This is a genomic window from Bradyrhizobium sp. 33ap4 (genome assembly GCF_032654765.1).
GTDB classification, from domain to species: domain Bacteria; phylum Pseudomonadota; class Alphaproteobacteria; order Rhizobiales; family Xanthobacteraceae; genus Bradyrhizobium; species Bradyrhizobium australafricanum.
The window spans coordinates 101,043-114,231 of sequence record NZ_JAUMTJ010000017.1; the positions used below are offsets into that span (position 1 = coordinate 101,043).

Sequence of the window (13,189 nt, forward strand, 5' to 3'; positions counted from 1 at the left end):
GATGCCGACGACCATCCCGCATCCGACGCCGCAAGCAGCGCCGCAGGCCGCGCCGGCGCAGGATGGCTTGCTCGAATTCCGCAACATCCGGATCGTCTACGACAATGCGATCGAGGCGATCCGTGACATCTCGATCGCGGTGCCCGAGGGCAGCATCGTCGCCCTGCTCGGCTCCAACGGCGCCGGCAAATCGACGCTGCTGAAGGCGATGTCCGGCATCCTCTATACCGAGGAAGGCGTGATCGAGAACGGCAGCATCCGCTTCCGCAATGACGAGGTGCATCGCCTTGCACCGGACGAGCTGGTCCGCCGCGGCATCGTGCAGGTGCCGGAGGGCCGCCGCGTGTTCGCGGCGCTCACCATCGACGAGAACCTGCAAATGGGCGGCTACACCAGGACCGGCGCCGAGGCGCGCGAGCGCCGCGACAAGGTGTTTGCGCTGTTTCCGCGGCTATATGAGAGGCGCGACCAGATCGCCGGCTACATGTCCGGCGGCGAGCAGCAGATGCTAGCGATCGGCCGCGCGTTGATGACCGATCCCGTGCTGCTGGCGCTCGACGAGCCGTCGCTCGGGCTCGCGCCGCTGATCATCGACCGCATCTATGAGGTGATCGTCCGGCTGCGCGACGAACTGAAGATGACGGTGCTGCTGGTCGAGCAGAACGCGCAGCGCGCACTCGACATCGCCGACTACGGCTACATCCTGGAGACCGGCCGCGTCGTGCTCGACGGCACGGCAGCGAGGCTCACCGCCAACGAGGACGTCCAGGAATTCTATCTCGGCGTCTCCTCCACCGGTCGCAAGAGCCTGCGCGACGTGAAGCACTACAAGCGCCGCAAGCGGTGGCTGTCGTGACCGCGCTGCTCACGGTCGAGAACCTGTCAAAGCGCTTCGGCGGCCTGCAGGCAGTCGCCGATGTCAGCCTGCGCGTCGCGCCCGGCGAGATCTGCAGCGTGATCGGTCCGAACGGCGCCGGCAAGACCACGCTGTTCAACATGATCTCGGGCGTGCTGCGGCCGAGCGGCGGCCGCATCATCTTCGACGGTATCGACCTCTCGACGATCTCGCCGTGGAAGTTCGCCGCCGTCGGTATCGGCCGCACCTTCCAGAATCTGGCGCTGTTCAAGCACGGCACCGTGGTCGAGAACATCCTGACCGGCCGCCACACCCATCTGCGCTCGACCGTGCTCGATGCGGTGTGGTTCTACGGGCGTACCCGCAAGGAGGAAATCGCGGCACGGCAGCGCGTCGAGCACATCATCGAATTCCTCGAGATCGAGCATATCAGGGACGCCGTGGTCGGCACGCTGTCCTATGGCCAACAAAAGCGCGTCGAGCTCGCCCGCGCGCTCGCCTGCGAGCCGAAGCTGTTGCTGCTCGACGAGATGGTCTCCGGCATGAACCAGGAGGAGACCGAGGACATCGCGCGCTTCGTGCTCGACATCCGCGACGAGCTCGGCATCACCGTCGTGATGATCGAGCACGAGATGCGCATCGTGATGGACATCTCTGACCGCGTCCATGTGCTGAATTTCGGCCGCAAGATCGCCGAAGGCGCACCTGGTGCGATCAGGCGCGATCCGGCAGTCGCGGACGCCTATCTCGGCGGTCAGCGCACTGACGCGATGACAAAGGCAGGCGCGTGATGTCGACGCTGGACAGCCTGCGCACCGCTCATCCGCCGCTGCCAGCCAGCGCCGCACGCAGTGTGCCCGCAGCCGGCATCGACGCGTTGCAGGCTACGCTTGCGGATGCCGCCATCACCATCCCGCAATTGCTACGGCAGCGCGCCGCGATGCACGGCGAGGCGCTGGCGCTGCGCGAGAAGGACTACGGCATCTGGAATCCCTATTCCTGGCGGCACTATTACGACACCGCGCGCGCGGTGGCGCTCAGCCTGCTCTCGCTCGGCATCAAGCCTGGCGACCGGATCGCCATCGCCGGCGAGAACACGCCGGAATGGTTTTACGCCGACCTTGGTGCGCAGATGATCGGCGCGGTGGCGGTCGGCATCTATCCGACCAATCCCTGGGTCGAGCTGCAATATATCGTCAAGCATTCGGGCGCCCGCATCGTCGTCACCGGCGACCAGGAGCAGACCGACAAGGTGCTCGACGCGATGGCCAATAATGGCGGCCTGCCGGACCTCGAGGCCATCGTCTGCGTCGACATGAAGGGCCTGCGGCATTACCGGCAATCGGAGCTGATGTCGTTCGCCGCATTGTGCGAGCGCGGCAGGACCTACGCCCAGGAGAATTCGGAGGCCGACGCGACGCTCGACCGCCTGATCAGCCAGGGCGCGCCCGACGACGTCTGCATCCTCGTCTACACCTCAGGCACAACCGGCCCGCCCAAGGGCGCGATGCTGACCCATCGCAATCTCGTCTACGCCGCCTATGCCTACGCCAAAACCGTGGGCACTGCCGACAAGCCGTTCGAGGCGGTGAGCTATCTGCCGCTGTGCCACGTCGCCGAGCGCTGCTACGGCACCGTGACCCATCTCGTGCTCGGCGGCACCGTTTCGTTCGCCGAATCGATCGACACCGTCGCGATCAACATCCGCGAGATCGCGCCGACCTTCTTCGTCGGCGTTCCCCGCATCTACGAGAAGCTGCAGCAGGGCTTTCTGTTCCGCCTCGGCGAGAGCGGCCGCCTGCGCCAGAGCTTCACCAGGGCCTGCCTCGCCTGGGGCCGCACGCTGTCCGACCGTCGACAGGCCGGCAAGGCCAGTATGCTCGATCGTGCCGCCTACGGACTGCTCTATCTCCTGATGTTCCGCAATTTGCAGCGCCATCTCGGCTTTGCCTACAGTCGGCACCGGCTCTGCGCCGGCGCCTCGATCTCGCCGGAGACGCTGCGCTTCTTCGACATCATCGGCCGTCCGGTGTCGCAGGGCTACGGCCTCACCGAAAGCGGCGGCGTCGCCTTCATCCAGACCGCAAGCCATCACCGGATCGGCGGCTGCGGCGTGCCGCTGCCGCAGACCGAATGGAAGTGCGACACCGACGGCGAGATCCTGCTGCGCAACCCCGGCGTCTTCAAGGGCTACTTCCTCGACGAGAAGGCCTCGACCGCCTCGCTGGAGCCCGGCGGCTGGCTGCGCACCGGCGACATCATCGATGTCCTCGACAATGGCGAGATCGCCGTGGTCGACCGCAAGAAGGCGATCATCATCACCGCTGGCGGCAAGAACATCGCGCCGTCCGAGATCGAGAACGCGCTGAAGGATTCCGAATTCATCAAGGAAGCGATCGTGGTCGGCGAGGCCAAGAAGTATCTCGGCGCCATCATCCAGGTCGACTACGACAATGTCGGCCGCTGGGCGCGCGACCGGGCGCTCGCCTACACCAACTACAAATCGCTCTCGCAGCTTCCCGAAGTGAATGAGCTGGTCGAGCGCGTCGTCAACGAGACCAATAAGCGGTTCGCCCGGGTCGAGAACATCAGGCGGTTCGCCATCCTGGAAAAGGAGCTCGACCATGACGACGGCGAGCTGACCGCCACCCAGAAGGTACGCCGCGCAATGATCGAGAAGAAGTTCGCCCGTGAACTCGCCATCATCTACCGGGCGGAGGGCTGAATGCAGTATCTCATCCAGCTGCTGATCTCGGGGCTCGCGATCGGCGCGATCTACGGGCTGATCGCGATGGGCTTTGCGGTGATCTACAAGTCCACCGGGCTGGTCAATTTCGCCCAGGGCGAGATGACCATGATCACCGCCTATACCGCCTGGACGATCTCGACCACGGTCAGCGGCAATGTGTTCGTCGTCGCGGTGGGCGCGATTCTCGCCGCTGTCCTGCTCGGCCTGATCATCGAGCGGCTCGTGATGCGGCCGATGCTGGGCGAGCCGGTATTCGCGACCGTGATGGTCACGATCGGGCTCGCCGTGATCCTGCGCTCCGCCATCAACTTCATCTGGGACGCCTATCCGCACGGCCTCGACATCGGCATGGGCCGCGGCATCGTGCATCTCGGCGGCATCGGCGTGCGTACCGGGCAGATTGCGGTGATCGCGACGCTGCTTCTGCTGATCGCCGCGATCTGGGCGTTCTTCCGTTACAGCAAGGTCGGGGTTGCGATGCGCGCGGTCGCAGCCGACGATCGCACGGCGCTGTTGATGGGCATCAGCGCAACAAGAGTTCATGCGCTGGCCTGGGCCGCGTCTTCGGTGATCGCCGGCATCGGCGGCGTGTTCTTCGCGCTGTCTTATGATCTATCGCCGGCGATGTTCCAGCTCGGGCTGAAGGCGTTTCCGGCCACCATCCTCGGCGGCCTCGACGCCGTGCTCGGCTCCGGCCTCGGCGGCCTCCTGATCGGCATCACCGAAAACCTGGCCGGCGGCTATATCGGCTCCGGCATGAAGGAGGTCGCGGGCTTTGCCATGATCATCATCGTGCTGATGATCCGCCCGTTCGGCATCTTCGGCGAACGCGACATCGAGAGGGTGTGATGCGCACCGGCGATTACAAGCAGAGCTACGGCGAACTGGTTGCGCTGATCGATTCCCCGCCGGTGTGGCTATGGTCGGCCGTGTTGCTGCTGGCGCTGATCACCGCTCCTTTTGTGCTGAACTCCTACGCGCTGTCGTTCCTGATGATCATCCTGATCACGGTCACCGGTGCGCTCGGACTCAACATCCTGACCGGCTACACCGGCCTGATCTCGCTCGGCCATGTCGGTTTCCTCGTCACCGGTGCCTATGCCTATGCGGTGCTGGTCTCGAAGTACCACATGCCGCCGCTGGTCGGCTTCTTCGGCGCCGGCGTGGTGCCGGCGCTGGCGAGCCTGATCGTCGGCGCGCCCTCGCTCCGGCTCAAGGGACTTTACCTCGCCATCACCACGCTCGCCTTCTCCTTCATCATCAACACCGTGATCCTGGAGATGCGCTGGCTCACCAACGGCGCACGCGGCATTCAGGTGCAGCGGCCCGAGATCCTCGGCATCAGCTTCGACGGCGACGCGGCCTTCACCTATCTCTGCCTCGGCATCGCGGCACTGACGCTGTTCGCCACCCTCAACATCCGCCGCAGCCGGGTCGGCCGCGCCTTTGTCGCGATCAGGGACAACGACACGGCGGCGCGTGTCATGGGCATCAACCTGCATGCCTACAAGCTGTTCGCCTTCGTTACCTCGGCGTTCATCACCGGCATCGCCGGCGCGCTGTACGGCATCTATCTCTCCTTCGTCAGCGTCGAGGGCTTTCCGTTCCTGCTCTCGATCGAGGCGCTGGCGATCCTGATCGTCGGTGGACTCGGCTCGGCGCTCGGCGCGGTGCTCGGCACCATCCTGATCGTGCTGCTGCCGGAGGCGACGCGGATCGTCTTCAGCCTGTTCAGCGCGCAGATGGATGCGACCTTCACGACCGGCGCGCAGGAGCTGAAGAGCATGCTCTACGGCCTCGTCATCATCTTGTTCCTGCGCTTCCAGCCGCGGGGGCTGGTCGGCGCCTGGCACGACATCAGGCGGGCCTGGGTGCACTGGCCGCTGCGCTACTAACAAGAAAAGACGCAACACCATGAGGAGGAGACGATGATCAAACACCTGGCGGCGGCCGCGCTGCTGCTTTCCGCGGCCTGTCTCGCGACCGGCCCGGCTGCTGCCGCCGATCCCGGCATCACCGACAGCGAGATCCTCATCGGCGACGTCGAGCCGCTGACCGGCCCGCCGGCGCTGCTGGGCGTCGCCGCCTCGATCGGCCACAAGATCGCGATCGCCGAAGCCAACGCCGCCGGCGGCATCAACGGCCGCAAGATCAAATATGTGCTGGAGGACGACGGCTACGTCACAGCGCGAACCATCCAGGGCGTCAAGAAGGTGATCGACGTCGACAAGGTCTTCGCGATGCTCGGCATCTCCGGTTCGGGCCAGTCGATCGCCGTGATGCCGGTGCTGGAGAAGTCCGGCATCCCGACCGTGATCGACGTCGCGCCGGTCAAATTCCTGTGGGAGCCGGCGCGCAAGAACGTGTTCGTGGTCGGGCAATCCTACGAGGAGGGCATCATCCACCTCGTCAACTTCCTCGCCGACAGGAACCCCGGCAAGAAATGGGGCCTGATCACCCAGGACGACGATTACGGCATCACCGTGCGCGACGGCTTCGATTCCGTGGTCAAGGCCAAGAAGCTGAACGTCGTCTACAGCGGCAACTACAAGAAGGGCCAGCAGGACTTCTCATCCGACATGCTGCAGCTGAAGGATGCCGGCGCCGAAGTATTTTTGGCCGGCGGCATCATCGCCGAGAACATCGCGATGACAAAGGAGCTCGAGAAATTGAACATCAAGCCGGTGACCGGCATCTTCTGGCCCGGCCGCATCGAGCCGGTGCTGAAGCTGATGGGCCCGGCCGGCGACGGCATCTACGCGGTCGACTATGTCGAGCCGTTCGCCGGCGCGGCGGGCAAGGCGTTCCTCGAGAAGGCCAAGCCGCTGGTGTCGGAGGCCGAGTTCAAGGGCATCAACCGCTACACCATGACCGGCTATGCCGCCGCGAAGGTCTTGATCGCGGCGATCGAGCGCTGTGGCAAGCAGCCGACCTGGGCCTGCACCATCTCGGAACTGGAGAAGACCAGGAATGTCGAGACCGGCGTGATGGCGCCGATCAGCTTCGGTCCCGGCGTCCGCTTCTCCAACCAGAAGCTGCAGATCATGCAGGCCGATGCCGCGACGCTCAGCTTCAAGCCGGTGAACTAGAGAGATGAAGGTCCTGATCGTCTTTGCCCATCAGGAGGCGCAGTCGTTCAACGCTGCACTGCTGGCGCGGTCGGTGGCGGAACTGACCGCGCTCGGGCATACGGTCAGGATCTCCGATCTCTACGCCATGCGGTTCAACCCGGTAGCGACCGCCGAAGACTTTGGCGCGCGGCGGTTTCCCGACCGGCTGCAATATGACCGCGAGCAGAAATACAATCTGCAGCACGGGGCGCTCAGCGGCGACATCGCCGCCGAGATCGAGAAGCTGCTGTGGTGCGACCTCCTGATCTTGCAGTTTCCGCTGTGGTGGTTCTCGGTCCCCGCCATCATGAAAGGCTGGATCGACCGCGTGTTCGTCAACGGCGCAATTTACGGCAGCGGCCGCCGCTACGACACCGGCGGCCTTGCCGGCCGCCGCGCCATGGTCGTGACCTCGACCGCCGCCTATCCCGGCATGTGCGCGCCCGACGGGCTGGTCGGTGCGCTCGATGTGGTGCTGTGGCCGATCCAGAACGGCATGCTGGCCTATGCGGGCTGCAAGGTGCTGCCGCCGTTCGTGTCGTATTCAGTGAACTTCGTCGACGAGGCCACGCGGCACCGCTATCTCAACGACTATGCCGAACGGCTGCGGCGGCTCGAGACCACCGAGCCGCTGTTCTTCCACCCGCTCGCGGATTTTGGCGAGGACTGGCGGCTGAAGCCGGGCATTGCGGCGCAGACTGTCGGCCAGGGCGCTCGTGCCCAGAAATGACATGACCCGGACGGAGGTCTGCTCCCTCGCCCCGTTCTTACGGGGAGAGGGTTGGGGTGAGGGGCCGCATCCGCAGACGCGCTGCCAGAAACGCTCGTGGAGACTCCCCCTTACCCGGATCGCATCTCACGATGCGATCCGACCTCTCCCCGCAAGCGGGGCGAGGTAAGAAAGAGCGCCGGCGTCACATCCTTTTCGCCACTTCCTCCAGCATCACCTCGGTGGCGCCGCCGCCGATCGTCAGCACCCGCGCGTCGCGCACCATGCGCTCGATCGGGGTGCCGCGCATGAAGCCTGAGCCGCCGTGCAGTTGCAGGCAGCCATGCACGACCTCGTGCAGCACCTCGGGCGACAGCGCCTTCACCATCGAGACCTCACGCAGGCAATCCTGCCCGGCCGCCGCGAGCTCGGCGGCCTGATAGGCCAGCGCCCGCGCCGCCGCCGCCTTCGCGGCAAGCTGGGCGAGCTTCAGCCGCACGCCCTGCTGATTCCAGAGCGGGCCGCCGAATGCCTGCCGCGTCTTCACGTAATTCGTCGTCAGCTCGATCGCCTTGGCGGATTCGCCCGCGCAGATGCCGCCGATGCAGATGCGCTCGTTCTGGAAGGTCTCCATGATGCCATAGAAGCCCTTGTTCTCCTCGCCGAGCAGGTTTTCCGCCGGCACGCGCACGTCCTGGAACGCGATCTCGGCGGTGTCCGAGCAGAGCCAGCCATGCTTGTCGAGCTTGGTCGCCGTGATGCCCGGCGTGTTGCGCTCGACGATGAACAGCGAGATGCCGCGGCTGCCCTTGGCATGCGGGTCGGTCCGCGCGGCGACGATCAGGATGTCGCCATAGACCGCGTTGGTGATGAACATCTTTGCGCCGTTGATCACCCAGCTGTCGCCGTCGCGCCGCGCCCGCGTCTTGAGGCCTGCGACGTCGGAGCCCGCATCGGGCTCGGTCACCGCGATCGAGCAGACCGTCTCGCCGCGGATAATCGCCGGCAAATACTTCTGCTTCTGTTCCGGCGTACCGCGCAAGGAGATGTGCACCGCCGACATGTCGGTATGCACGAGGATCGACGAGGTGAAACCGCCGAAGCTGGAGCGCCCCAACTCCTCGGCGAATACCATCGAGGCCAGCGGCCCCATGTCGGTGCCGCCATGGTCGACCGCGTGGCGCATGCCGAGAAAGCCGAGCGCGCCCATGCGGCGATAGATCTCGCGCGGGATCTTGCCGTCGCGCTCCCACGCCTCGGCATGCGGCACTACTTCCTTCTCGACGAAGCGGCGCACCTGCTCGCGCAGCATGCGCAGCTCCTCGGGCAGATTGGGCTGCTCCGAAAAGTGGAACTCGGCCTCAGTGAGCTGGCGCGGATCCGACGTCATGACGTTCATTGTGGCGCCCTCTCATGGCCGATGTGAAGATGGTTGCGCAAAAAAGCTGCCAGCGATGCGATCGCCTCGCGCGCCTGCGAAATCTCCGGGAACATCTGGAAGACGTGGATCATGCCGTCCCACACCTGGAGCTTGACGTCGACACCGGCAGCCTGCGCCCGGGCGGCCAGTTCCGTCGCATCGTCGCGCACGGTCTCGCGGTCGCCGACCTGCACCAGCAGCGGCGGCAGACGGGTGAGATCGGCATAAAGCGGCGAGGCCAGCGGATCGCGGACATTGCCGTCCTTGCCAAGGTAGTTCTTCGCCAGCGCCAGGATCATCGCGCGCTGGTGGATCGGATCGGCCTCGGCCCTGCTCTGATAGCTCGCGCCGCTCGCGGTGAGATCGGTCCAGGGCGACATCAGCGCGGCGGCGGCGGGCAGCGGCAAGCCACGGTCGCGCGCCGCCAGCATCGCGCACAGCACGAGATTGCCGCCGGCCGAATCCCCGGCGAAGGCGATATCCGCCGGATGCAGCCCCTGATCGCGCAGATATCGATAGGCAATCAGCGCATCCTCGAGTGCCGCGGGGAAACGATGCTCCGGGGCAAGCCGGTAATTGATCGAGAGCACGCGGCAGCCGGATGCATCGGCGATCCGTGCGGCCAGTTCGCGATGCGACGCGACCGAGCCGATACGGAAACCGCCGCCGTGAAAATAGAGGATCACCTTGTCGCGCGATGCGCCCGTCGGCACGAGCCATTCGCCGTCGACCCCGCCGGCGGCGACCGGTTGGCGCGTCACCGGCACCGAGCAGCCGGCAAAGGCGGCGTCCCAGTCGTCGCGCATCTGCGCCACCGATGTATCGCGGGTCCAGCTGCGATAGATCGCGCGCAAACGCTCGATCGCGCGATCGACCGGCGTGATTGCGATATCGTCGTCCGCGCTGCCCATTTCAGCCGCCGATGCCCATGCCGCCGGAAACGCCGAGCGTCTCTCCGGTGATATAGGCGGCCTGGTCGGAAGCCAGGAACAGCGCGGCAGCCGCGACCTCCTCCGGCTCGCCGAGGCGGCCGAGCAGCGTTGCGCCGGTCATTGCCTGCAGGATCCTGTCGCCGCCCTTTGCCACCGCCTGCTCCAGCATCGGCGTGCGGATCGGTCCCGGCGCCATCGCGTTCGCAGTGATGCCATAGCGTGCATTCTCCCGCGCGATGCTCCGGGTGAACGAGATCACGCCGCCCTTGGCCGCGGAGTAGACCGCGCCGCCCTTTGAGCCGAGCCGCGCCGCTTCCGAGGTAACGTTGATGATGCGGCCAAAGCCCACCGCCTGCATCGCCGGCAACGCGGCGTGGGTGCAGGCCAAGACCGAGGTGAGATTGACCGCGATCAGCCGCGCCCAATCCTCCGCCGTGGTATCGGTGAAGAAGGCATGCTGATCGATGCCGGCATTGTTGACGACAATGTCGAATGGGCCGTCCTGCGCCATCACAGCCTGCACTGCCGTGGCATCGCTGACGTCTAATCCTGCAACGCCGGCGCCGGTCTCGCGCGCCAGCTCCGAGGCCGCGGCGACATCGAGATCGGCGATCACAACCCTGGCGCCCGCGCCGGCAAAGCTGCGCGCGATCGCAGCACCGATGCCCCGCGCGCCGCCGGAGACGAAGGCGCGGCGGCCATCGAGACGTCCGAATGGCAAGCTCGCCACCTCAGCGCCCCGTGAATACAGGCTGGCGCCGCTCGATCACCGCGGCGAGCCCTTCGCGTGCATCGGTCATCCCCGAGAGTTCCGCGACGGTGCGCGCCTCTTCCGACAGGCATTGCTCGATGCTGGTGCCGGTGCCGGCCCAGACCAGCCGCTTGGTCGCCGCCAGCGCCTTCGGCGCGCCGGCCGCAAGCTCGCGGGCCAGCACGAGCGATGCATCGGCGAGCTCGGCATCGGGCACGACCCTGGTGACGATGCCCATCTGCAACGCTTCGGCAGCCGGGATCACCGGGTTGGTCAACAGGATCGACATCGCCCGCCGCAGGCCGACCAGCCGCGACAGTGTAACGGAGACGCCGGCATCCGGCGCCATCGCCACCCGCGTCGCGCCAGCGAGGAACTTTGCCGATTCCGCCGCGATCACGATATCGGAAGCGCAGACCAGGCCGAAGCCGCCGCCGCCCGCCGCAAAGCCCTGCACCGATGATATGACCGGCGCCTCCAGCCGCAGCAATCCAGTCACCGCATTCTGCAGATACGCCGTCGCCTGACGGATATAGTCCGGCAGCTTCTCGCCCTTGGAGGCAAAGGCGCGGACGTCGCCACCGGCGCAGAAATTGGTGCCCTCGCCGCTCAGCAGCACGACGCGCAGATCGGAATGACCATGACAGACCATGATGGCGTCACACAGCGCGCGGAGCAGCTCGACGCTCATGCCGTTGGCCGCATCGGGGCGGTTGAGCCGCAGCCGCGCGATGCCGTCGGTGATGTCGAGCAGAACGGGGCCCTTGTCGATCATGGCGCGTTTTCCTCTAGACCAGGAACGAAAGCGTGTAGATCGCCTTGTCGTTGTTGACGAGGATGACCTTCTTGGCGGCCATCCGCAATTCGCCATCGACATGGCGCAACCGGTATTCATTGCGCGCCGCCCACAGCGTGTCGTCGCGCAGGCTCGATTCGAAAATGAGGCTGTTGCTGGCAACCGCGATGTCGCCGTCGTCAGGCTGCTCATCCATCAATTCGATGTTGGAGATCAGCCGGCGCAAATTCGACTGCGGCGTCTGGGTGAAGTGCTTGCCGGTCATCAGCTGCCGGACGCGCAGCGCGATCCGCGAGCGGTTGTCGTAGATGATCGACATCTGCCGTTCCGGGTCGATGTCGGCACCGTTGGCCGGCACCCAATAGACGCCATCGTCGGTCCAGAGCTTTTCCCAGGCCTCGTATTGATGCTCGTCCTGCAGCCGCGCCTCGCGATAGAGGAAGGCGGTGATGGCGCTCATCAACGTGGCGCTGCTCTCGCGCGACAGCATCAGTTTGGCTCCATCAGCTTGCGATAATGGGTCCAGATGCCGCGCGACGGCACCTCGTCGGTGACGTGGCCGACCGTGAAGCCGAGTTCGTCCTGCCGCTCGCGCTTCTCGCCGCGGCCTAGGAAGATCCACTCGGGATTGCGCGCCAGCACGCCGCGATGGCAGCGCTCGTACATTTCGGAATCGTCCGCGAGCAGGAAACCGGCCGGGCCGACCGAGCCCATGGTCTGCTGGCGCAGCCTTCGGTTCAGATCGGGCGCGCCCTTGAACTGCAGCGCGGTGACGTGCTGCACGCTGTCGTCGACGCCAAGCGGCTGGATCACGAACATCTGGATCTCGGCGATGAACAGGTTCGGGAAGATCATCACATGCGGCGTGCCGTCGATCATGATCTCCCGCGCGGCGGTGTCGCCATGGGCGGCCTTCATGCGCGCCGTGTAGTCCGGCAACCGGTCCTCGCTGGTGCCGAACCAGCTCATCGGCGCGTCGCGCTTGCGGAACTCGGGCCGCAGGTCGATCTCGGTATGGCCGTTGCCGTAGTCGCGCGTCAGCGCGGTCGAGGCTCCGCCATAGAGTTTGCCGATCATGCTGTCGGCGACGCCGAAGATCGAGGTGTGCACGAAGGCCGGGTGATAGCCGTCGCACTCGTTCTCCAGGATGAACTTCCAGTTCGCCTTGACGCGATGCTTGAGGAAGCCCGCCGTGATCTCGACCTCGTTCTCCGGCGAGGTGCGCACCAGGCGATCGATGGTCTCGGCGGCGCCGCCGAGATGCTCCTTCAGCGTCGGGCCATCGGCCGCGAACGAGCCGAACACGAAGCCGCGGTAAGACTCGACGCGCGTCACCCGCCCGAGCGCGAGCTGCGACTTGTCCTGCCCCTCATAGCCGTCGGGGAAGGCATAACCGACCAGGCGGCCGTCATTGGCAAAAGTCCAGGAGTGGAACGGACAGGTGAACGAGCGGGCATTGCCGCGGTCATAGGAGCAGACCTGGTTGCCGCGATGCGAGCAGCGGTTGAGTAGCAGATTGACCTTGCCCTGCTCGTCGCGCGTCATGATCACGGATTGCGGGCCGATCGACTTGACGACGTAGTCGTTGGCGTTCGGGACCTCGCTCTCATGCCCGACATAGACCCAGGTGCGGTACCAGATGTTCTTGAGCTCGGCCTCGAAGATGTCAGGGTCGGTGTAGAGCGATCCGTGCACCCGGTCGGGCCGGATCAGCCGTTCCCATGGCGGGACGCCGGTCATCATGTTCATCGCTCCGTCTCCCTCGCCGGCCGCTTACCGCGGATGTCTATCGGCCATTCAATAATAATCCGAACGACCGTTCGGTGAATTAGTAGCATGAGCGCCATGGACCGGCAAGCTTCTTCG

13 protein-coding genes are annotated in these 13,189 nt (G+C 65.6%); 7 read left to right on the top strand and 6 right to left on the bottom strand.

The genetic code is table 11. From position 1 onward, the window contains the following. Position 1 precedes the first annotated feature (1 nt). Genes Q2M23_RS15335 through Q2M23_RS15365 form a run of 7 tightly spaced genes read left to right on the top strand, consistent with a single transcriptional unit; the run spans position 2 to position 7,445 of the window. Positions 2-856 carry an ABC transporter ATP-binding protein gene (locus Q2M23_RS15335; RefSeq protein ID WP_316396022.1) on the top strand — a complete coding sequence of 285 codons (855 nt, stop codon included), beginning with the start codon at positions 2-4 and terminating at the stop codon, positions 854-856. Then, a complete protein-coding gene (locus Q2M23_RS15340) occupies positions 853-1,647 on the top strand; it encodes an ABC transporter ATP-binding protein (RefSeq protein WP_316396023.1) in 795 nt (264 codons plus the stop codon). The genes Q2M23_RS15335 and Q2M23_RS15340 overlap by 4 nt, the downstream gene beginning before the upstream one ends. Further along, positions 1,647-3,581: an AMP-dependent synthetase/ligase gene (locus tag Q2M23_RS15345; protein ID WP_253624218.1), complete on the top strand. Its 1,935-nt coding sequence runs from the start codon at positions 1,647-1,649 to the stop codon at positions 3,579-3,581. Before Q2M23_RS15340 ends, Q2M23_RS15345 begins: the two co-directional genes overlap by 1 nt. Further along, positions 3,582-4,454 carry a branched-chain amino acid ABC transporter permease gene (locus Q2M23_RS15350; RefSeq protein ID WP_076829052.1) on the top strand — a complete coding sequence of 291 codons (873 nt, stop codon included), beginning with the start codon at positions 3,582-3,584 and terminating at the stop codon, positions 4,452-4,454. It begins immediately after the preceding gene. Then, positions 4,454-5,500: a branched-chain amino acid ABC transporter permease gene (locus Q2M23_RS15355; protein WP_316396024.1), complete on the top strand. Its 1,047-nt coding sequence runs from the start codon at positions 4,454-4,456 to the stop codon at positions 5,498-5,500. Before Q2M23_RS15350 ends, Q2M23_RS15355 begins: the two co-directional genes overlap by 1 nt. 33 nt (positions 5,501-5,533) lie before the next feature. Beyond that, positions 5,534-6,694 carry an ABC transporter substrate-binding protein gene (locus tag Q2M23_RS15360; protein ID WP_316396025.1) on the top strand — a complete coding sequence of 387 codons (1,161 nt, stop codon included), beginning with the start codon at positions 5,534-5,536 and terminating at the stop codon, positions 6,692-6,694. A gap of 4 nt (positions 6,695-6,698) precedes the next feature. Next, positions 6,699-7,445: an NAD(P)H-dependent oxidoreductase gene (locus Q2M23_RS15365; RefSeq protein WP_316396026.1), complete on the top strand. Its 747-nt coding sequence runs from the start codon at positions 6,699-6,701 to the stop codon at positions 7,443-7,445. A 184-nt stretch (positions 7,446-7,629) separates the two neighbouring features. Here the strand turns inward: Q2M23_RS15365 and Q2M23_RS15370 are convergent, their stop codons facing one another. From Q2M23_RS15370 to Q2M23_RS15395, 6 genes are read right to left on the bottom strand one after another with little or no spacing between them, the layout of a single operon-like run. Continuing rightward, positions 7,630-8,823, bottom strand: coding sequence for an acyl-CoA dehydrogenase family protein (locus Q2M23_RS15370; RefSeq protein ID WP_092083745.1), 1,194 nt, complete (start codon positions 8,821-8,823; stop codon positions 7,630-7,632). Continuing rightward, complete coding sequence (locus Q2M23_RS15375) at positions 8,820-9,755, bottom strand: alpha/beta hydrolase (RefSeq protein ID WP_316396027.1); 936 nt, start codon at positions 9,753-9,755, stop codon at positions 8,820-8,822. The genes Q2M23_RS15370 and Q2M23_RS15375 overlap by 4 nt, the downstream gene beginning before the upstream one ends. 1 nt (position 9,756) lies before the next feature. Beyond that, complete coding sequence (locus Q2M23_RS15380) at positions 9,757-10,506, bottom strand: SDR family NAD(P)-dependent oxidoreductase (protein WP_316396028.1); 750 nt, start codon at positions 10,504-10,506, stop codon at positions 9,757-9,759. 1 nt (position 10,507) lies between these two features. Then, on the bottom strand, positions 10,508-11,302 hold the full coding sequence (locus Q2M23_RS15385; protein ID WP_316396029.1) for an enoyl-CoA hydratase/isomerase family protein: 795 nt from the start codon (positions 11,300-11,302) through the stop codon (positions 10,508-10,510). A 13-nt stretch (positions 11,303-11,315) separates the two neighbouring features. Then, entirely contained in the window at positions 11,316-11,813 is a 498-nt protein-coding gene (locus Q2M23_RS15390) for an aromatic-ring-hydroxylating dioxygenase subunit beta (RefSeq protein ID WP_038387409.1), read from the bottom strand. Beyond that, entirely contained in the window at positions 11,813-13,072 is a 1,260-nt protein-coding gene (locus Q2M23_RS15395) for an aromatic ring-hydroxylating dioxygenase subunit alpha (RefSeq protein ID WP_316396030.1), read from the bottom strand. The genes Q2M23_RS15390 and Q2M23_RS15395 overlap by 1 nt, the downstream gene beginning before the upstream one ends. Positions 13,073-13,189 lie beyond the last annotated feature (117 nt).

Excerpts from the sequence above, each read along its gene's own strand:
- Q2M23_RS15370 (WP_092083745.1), bottom strand. The coding sequence starts at position 8,823 with ATGAACGTCATGACGTCGGATCCGCGCCAGCTCACTGAGGCCGAGTTC.
- Q2M23_RS15375 (WP_316396027.1), bottom strand. The coding sequence starts at position 9,755 with ATGGGCAGCGCGGACGACGATATCGCAATCACGCCGGTCGATCGCGCG.
- Q2M23_RS15360 (WP_316396025.1), top strand. The coding sequence starts at position 5,534 with ATGATCAAACACCTGGCGGCGGCCGCGCTGCTGCTTTCCGCGGCCTGT.
- Q2M23_RS15385 (WP_316396029.1), bottom strand. The coding sequence starts at position 11,302 with ATGATCGACAAGGGCCCCGTTCTGCTCGACATCACCGACGGCATCGCG.
- Q2M23_RS15335 (WP_316396022.1), top strand. The coding sequence starts at position 2 with ATGCCGACGACCATCCCGCATCCGACGCCGCAAGCAGCGCCGCAGGCC.
- Q2M23_RS15345 (WP_253624218.1), top strand. The coding sequence starts at position 1,647 with ATGTCGACGCTGGACAGCCTGCGCACCGCTCATCCGCCGCTGCCAGCC.
- Q2M23_RS15350 (WP_076829052.1), top strand. The coding sequence starts at position 3,582 with ATGCAGTATCTCATCCAGCTGCTGATCTCGGGGCTCGCGATCGGCGCG.
- Q2M23_RS15390 (WP_038387409.1), bottom strand. The coding sequence starts at position 11,813 with ATGCTGTCGCGCGAGAGCAGCGCCACGTTGATGAGCGCCATCACCGCC.
- Q2M23_RS15395 (WP_316396030.1), bottom strand. The coding sequence starts at position 13,072 with ATGAACATGATGACCGGCGTCCCGCCATGGGAACGGCTGATCCGGCCC.
- Q2M23_RS15365 (WP_316396026.1), top strand. The coding sequence starts at position 6,699 with ATGAAGGTCCTGATCGTCTTTGCCCATCAGGAGGCGCAGTCGTTCAAC.
- Q2M23_RS15355 (WP_316396024.1), top strand. The coding sequence starts at position 4,454 with ATGCGCACCGGCGATTACAAGCAGAGCTACGGCGAACTGGTTGCGCTG.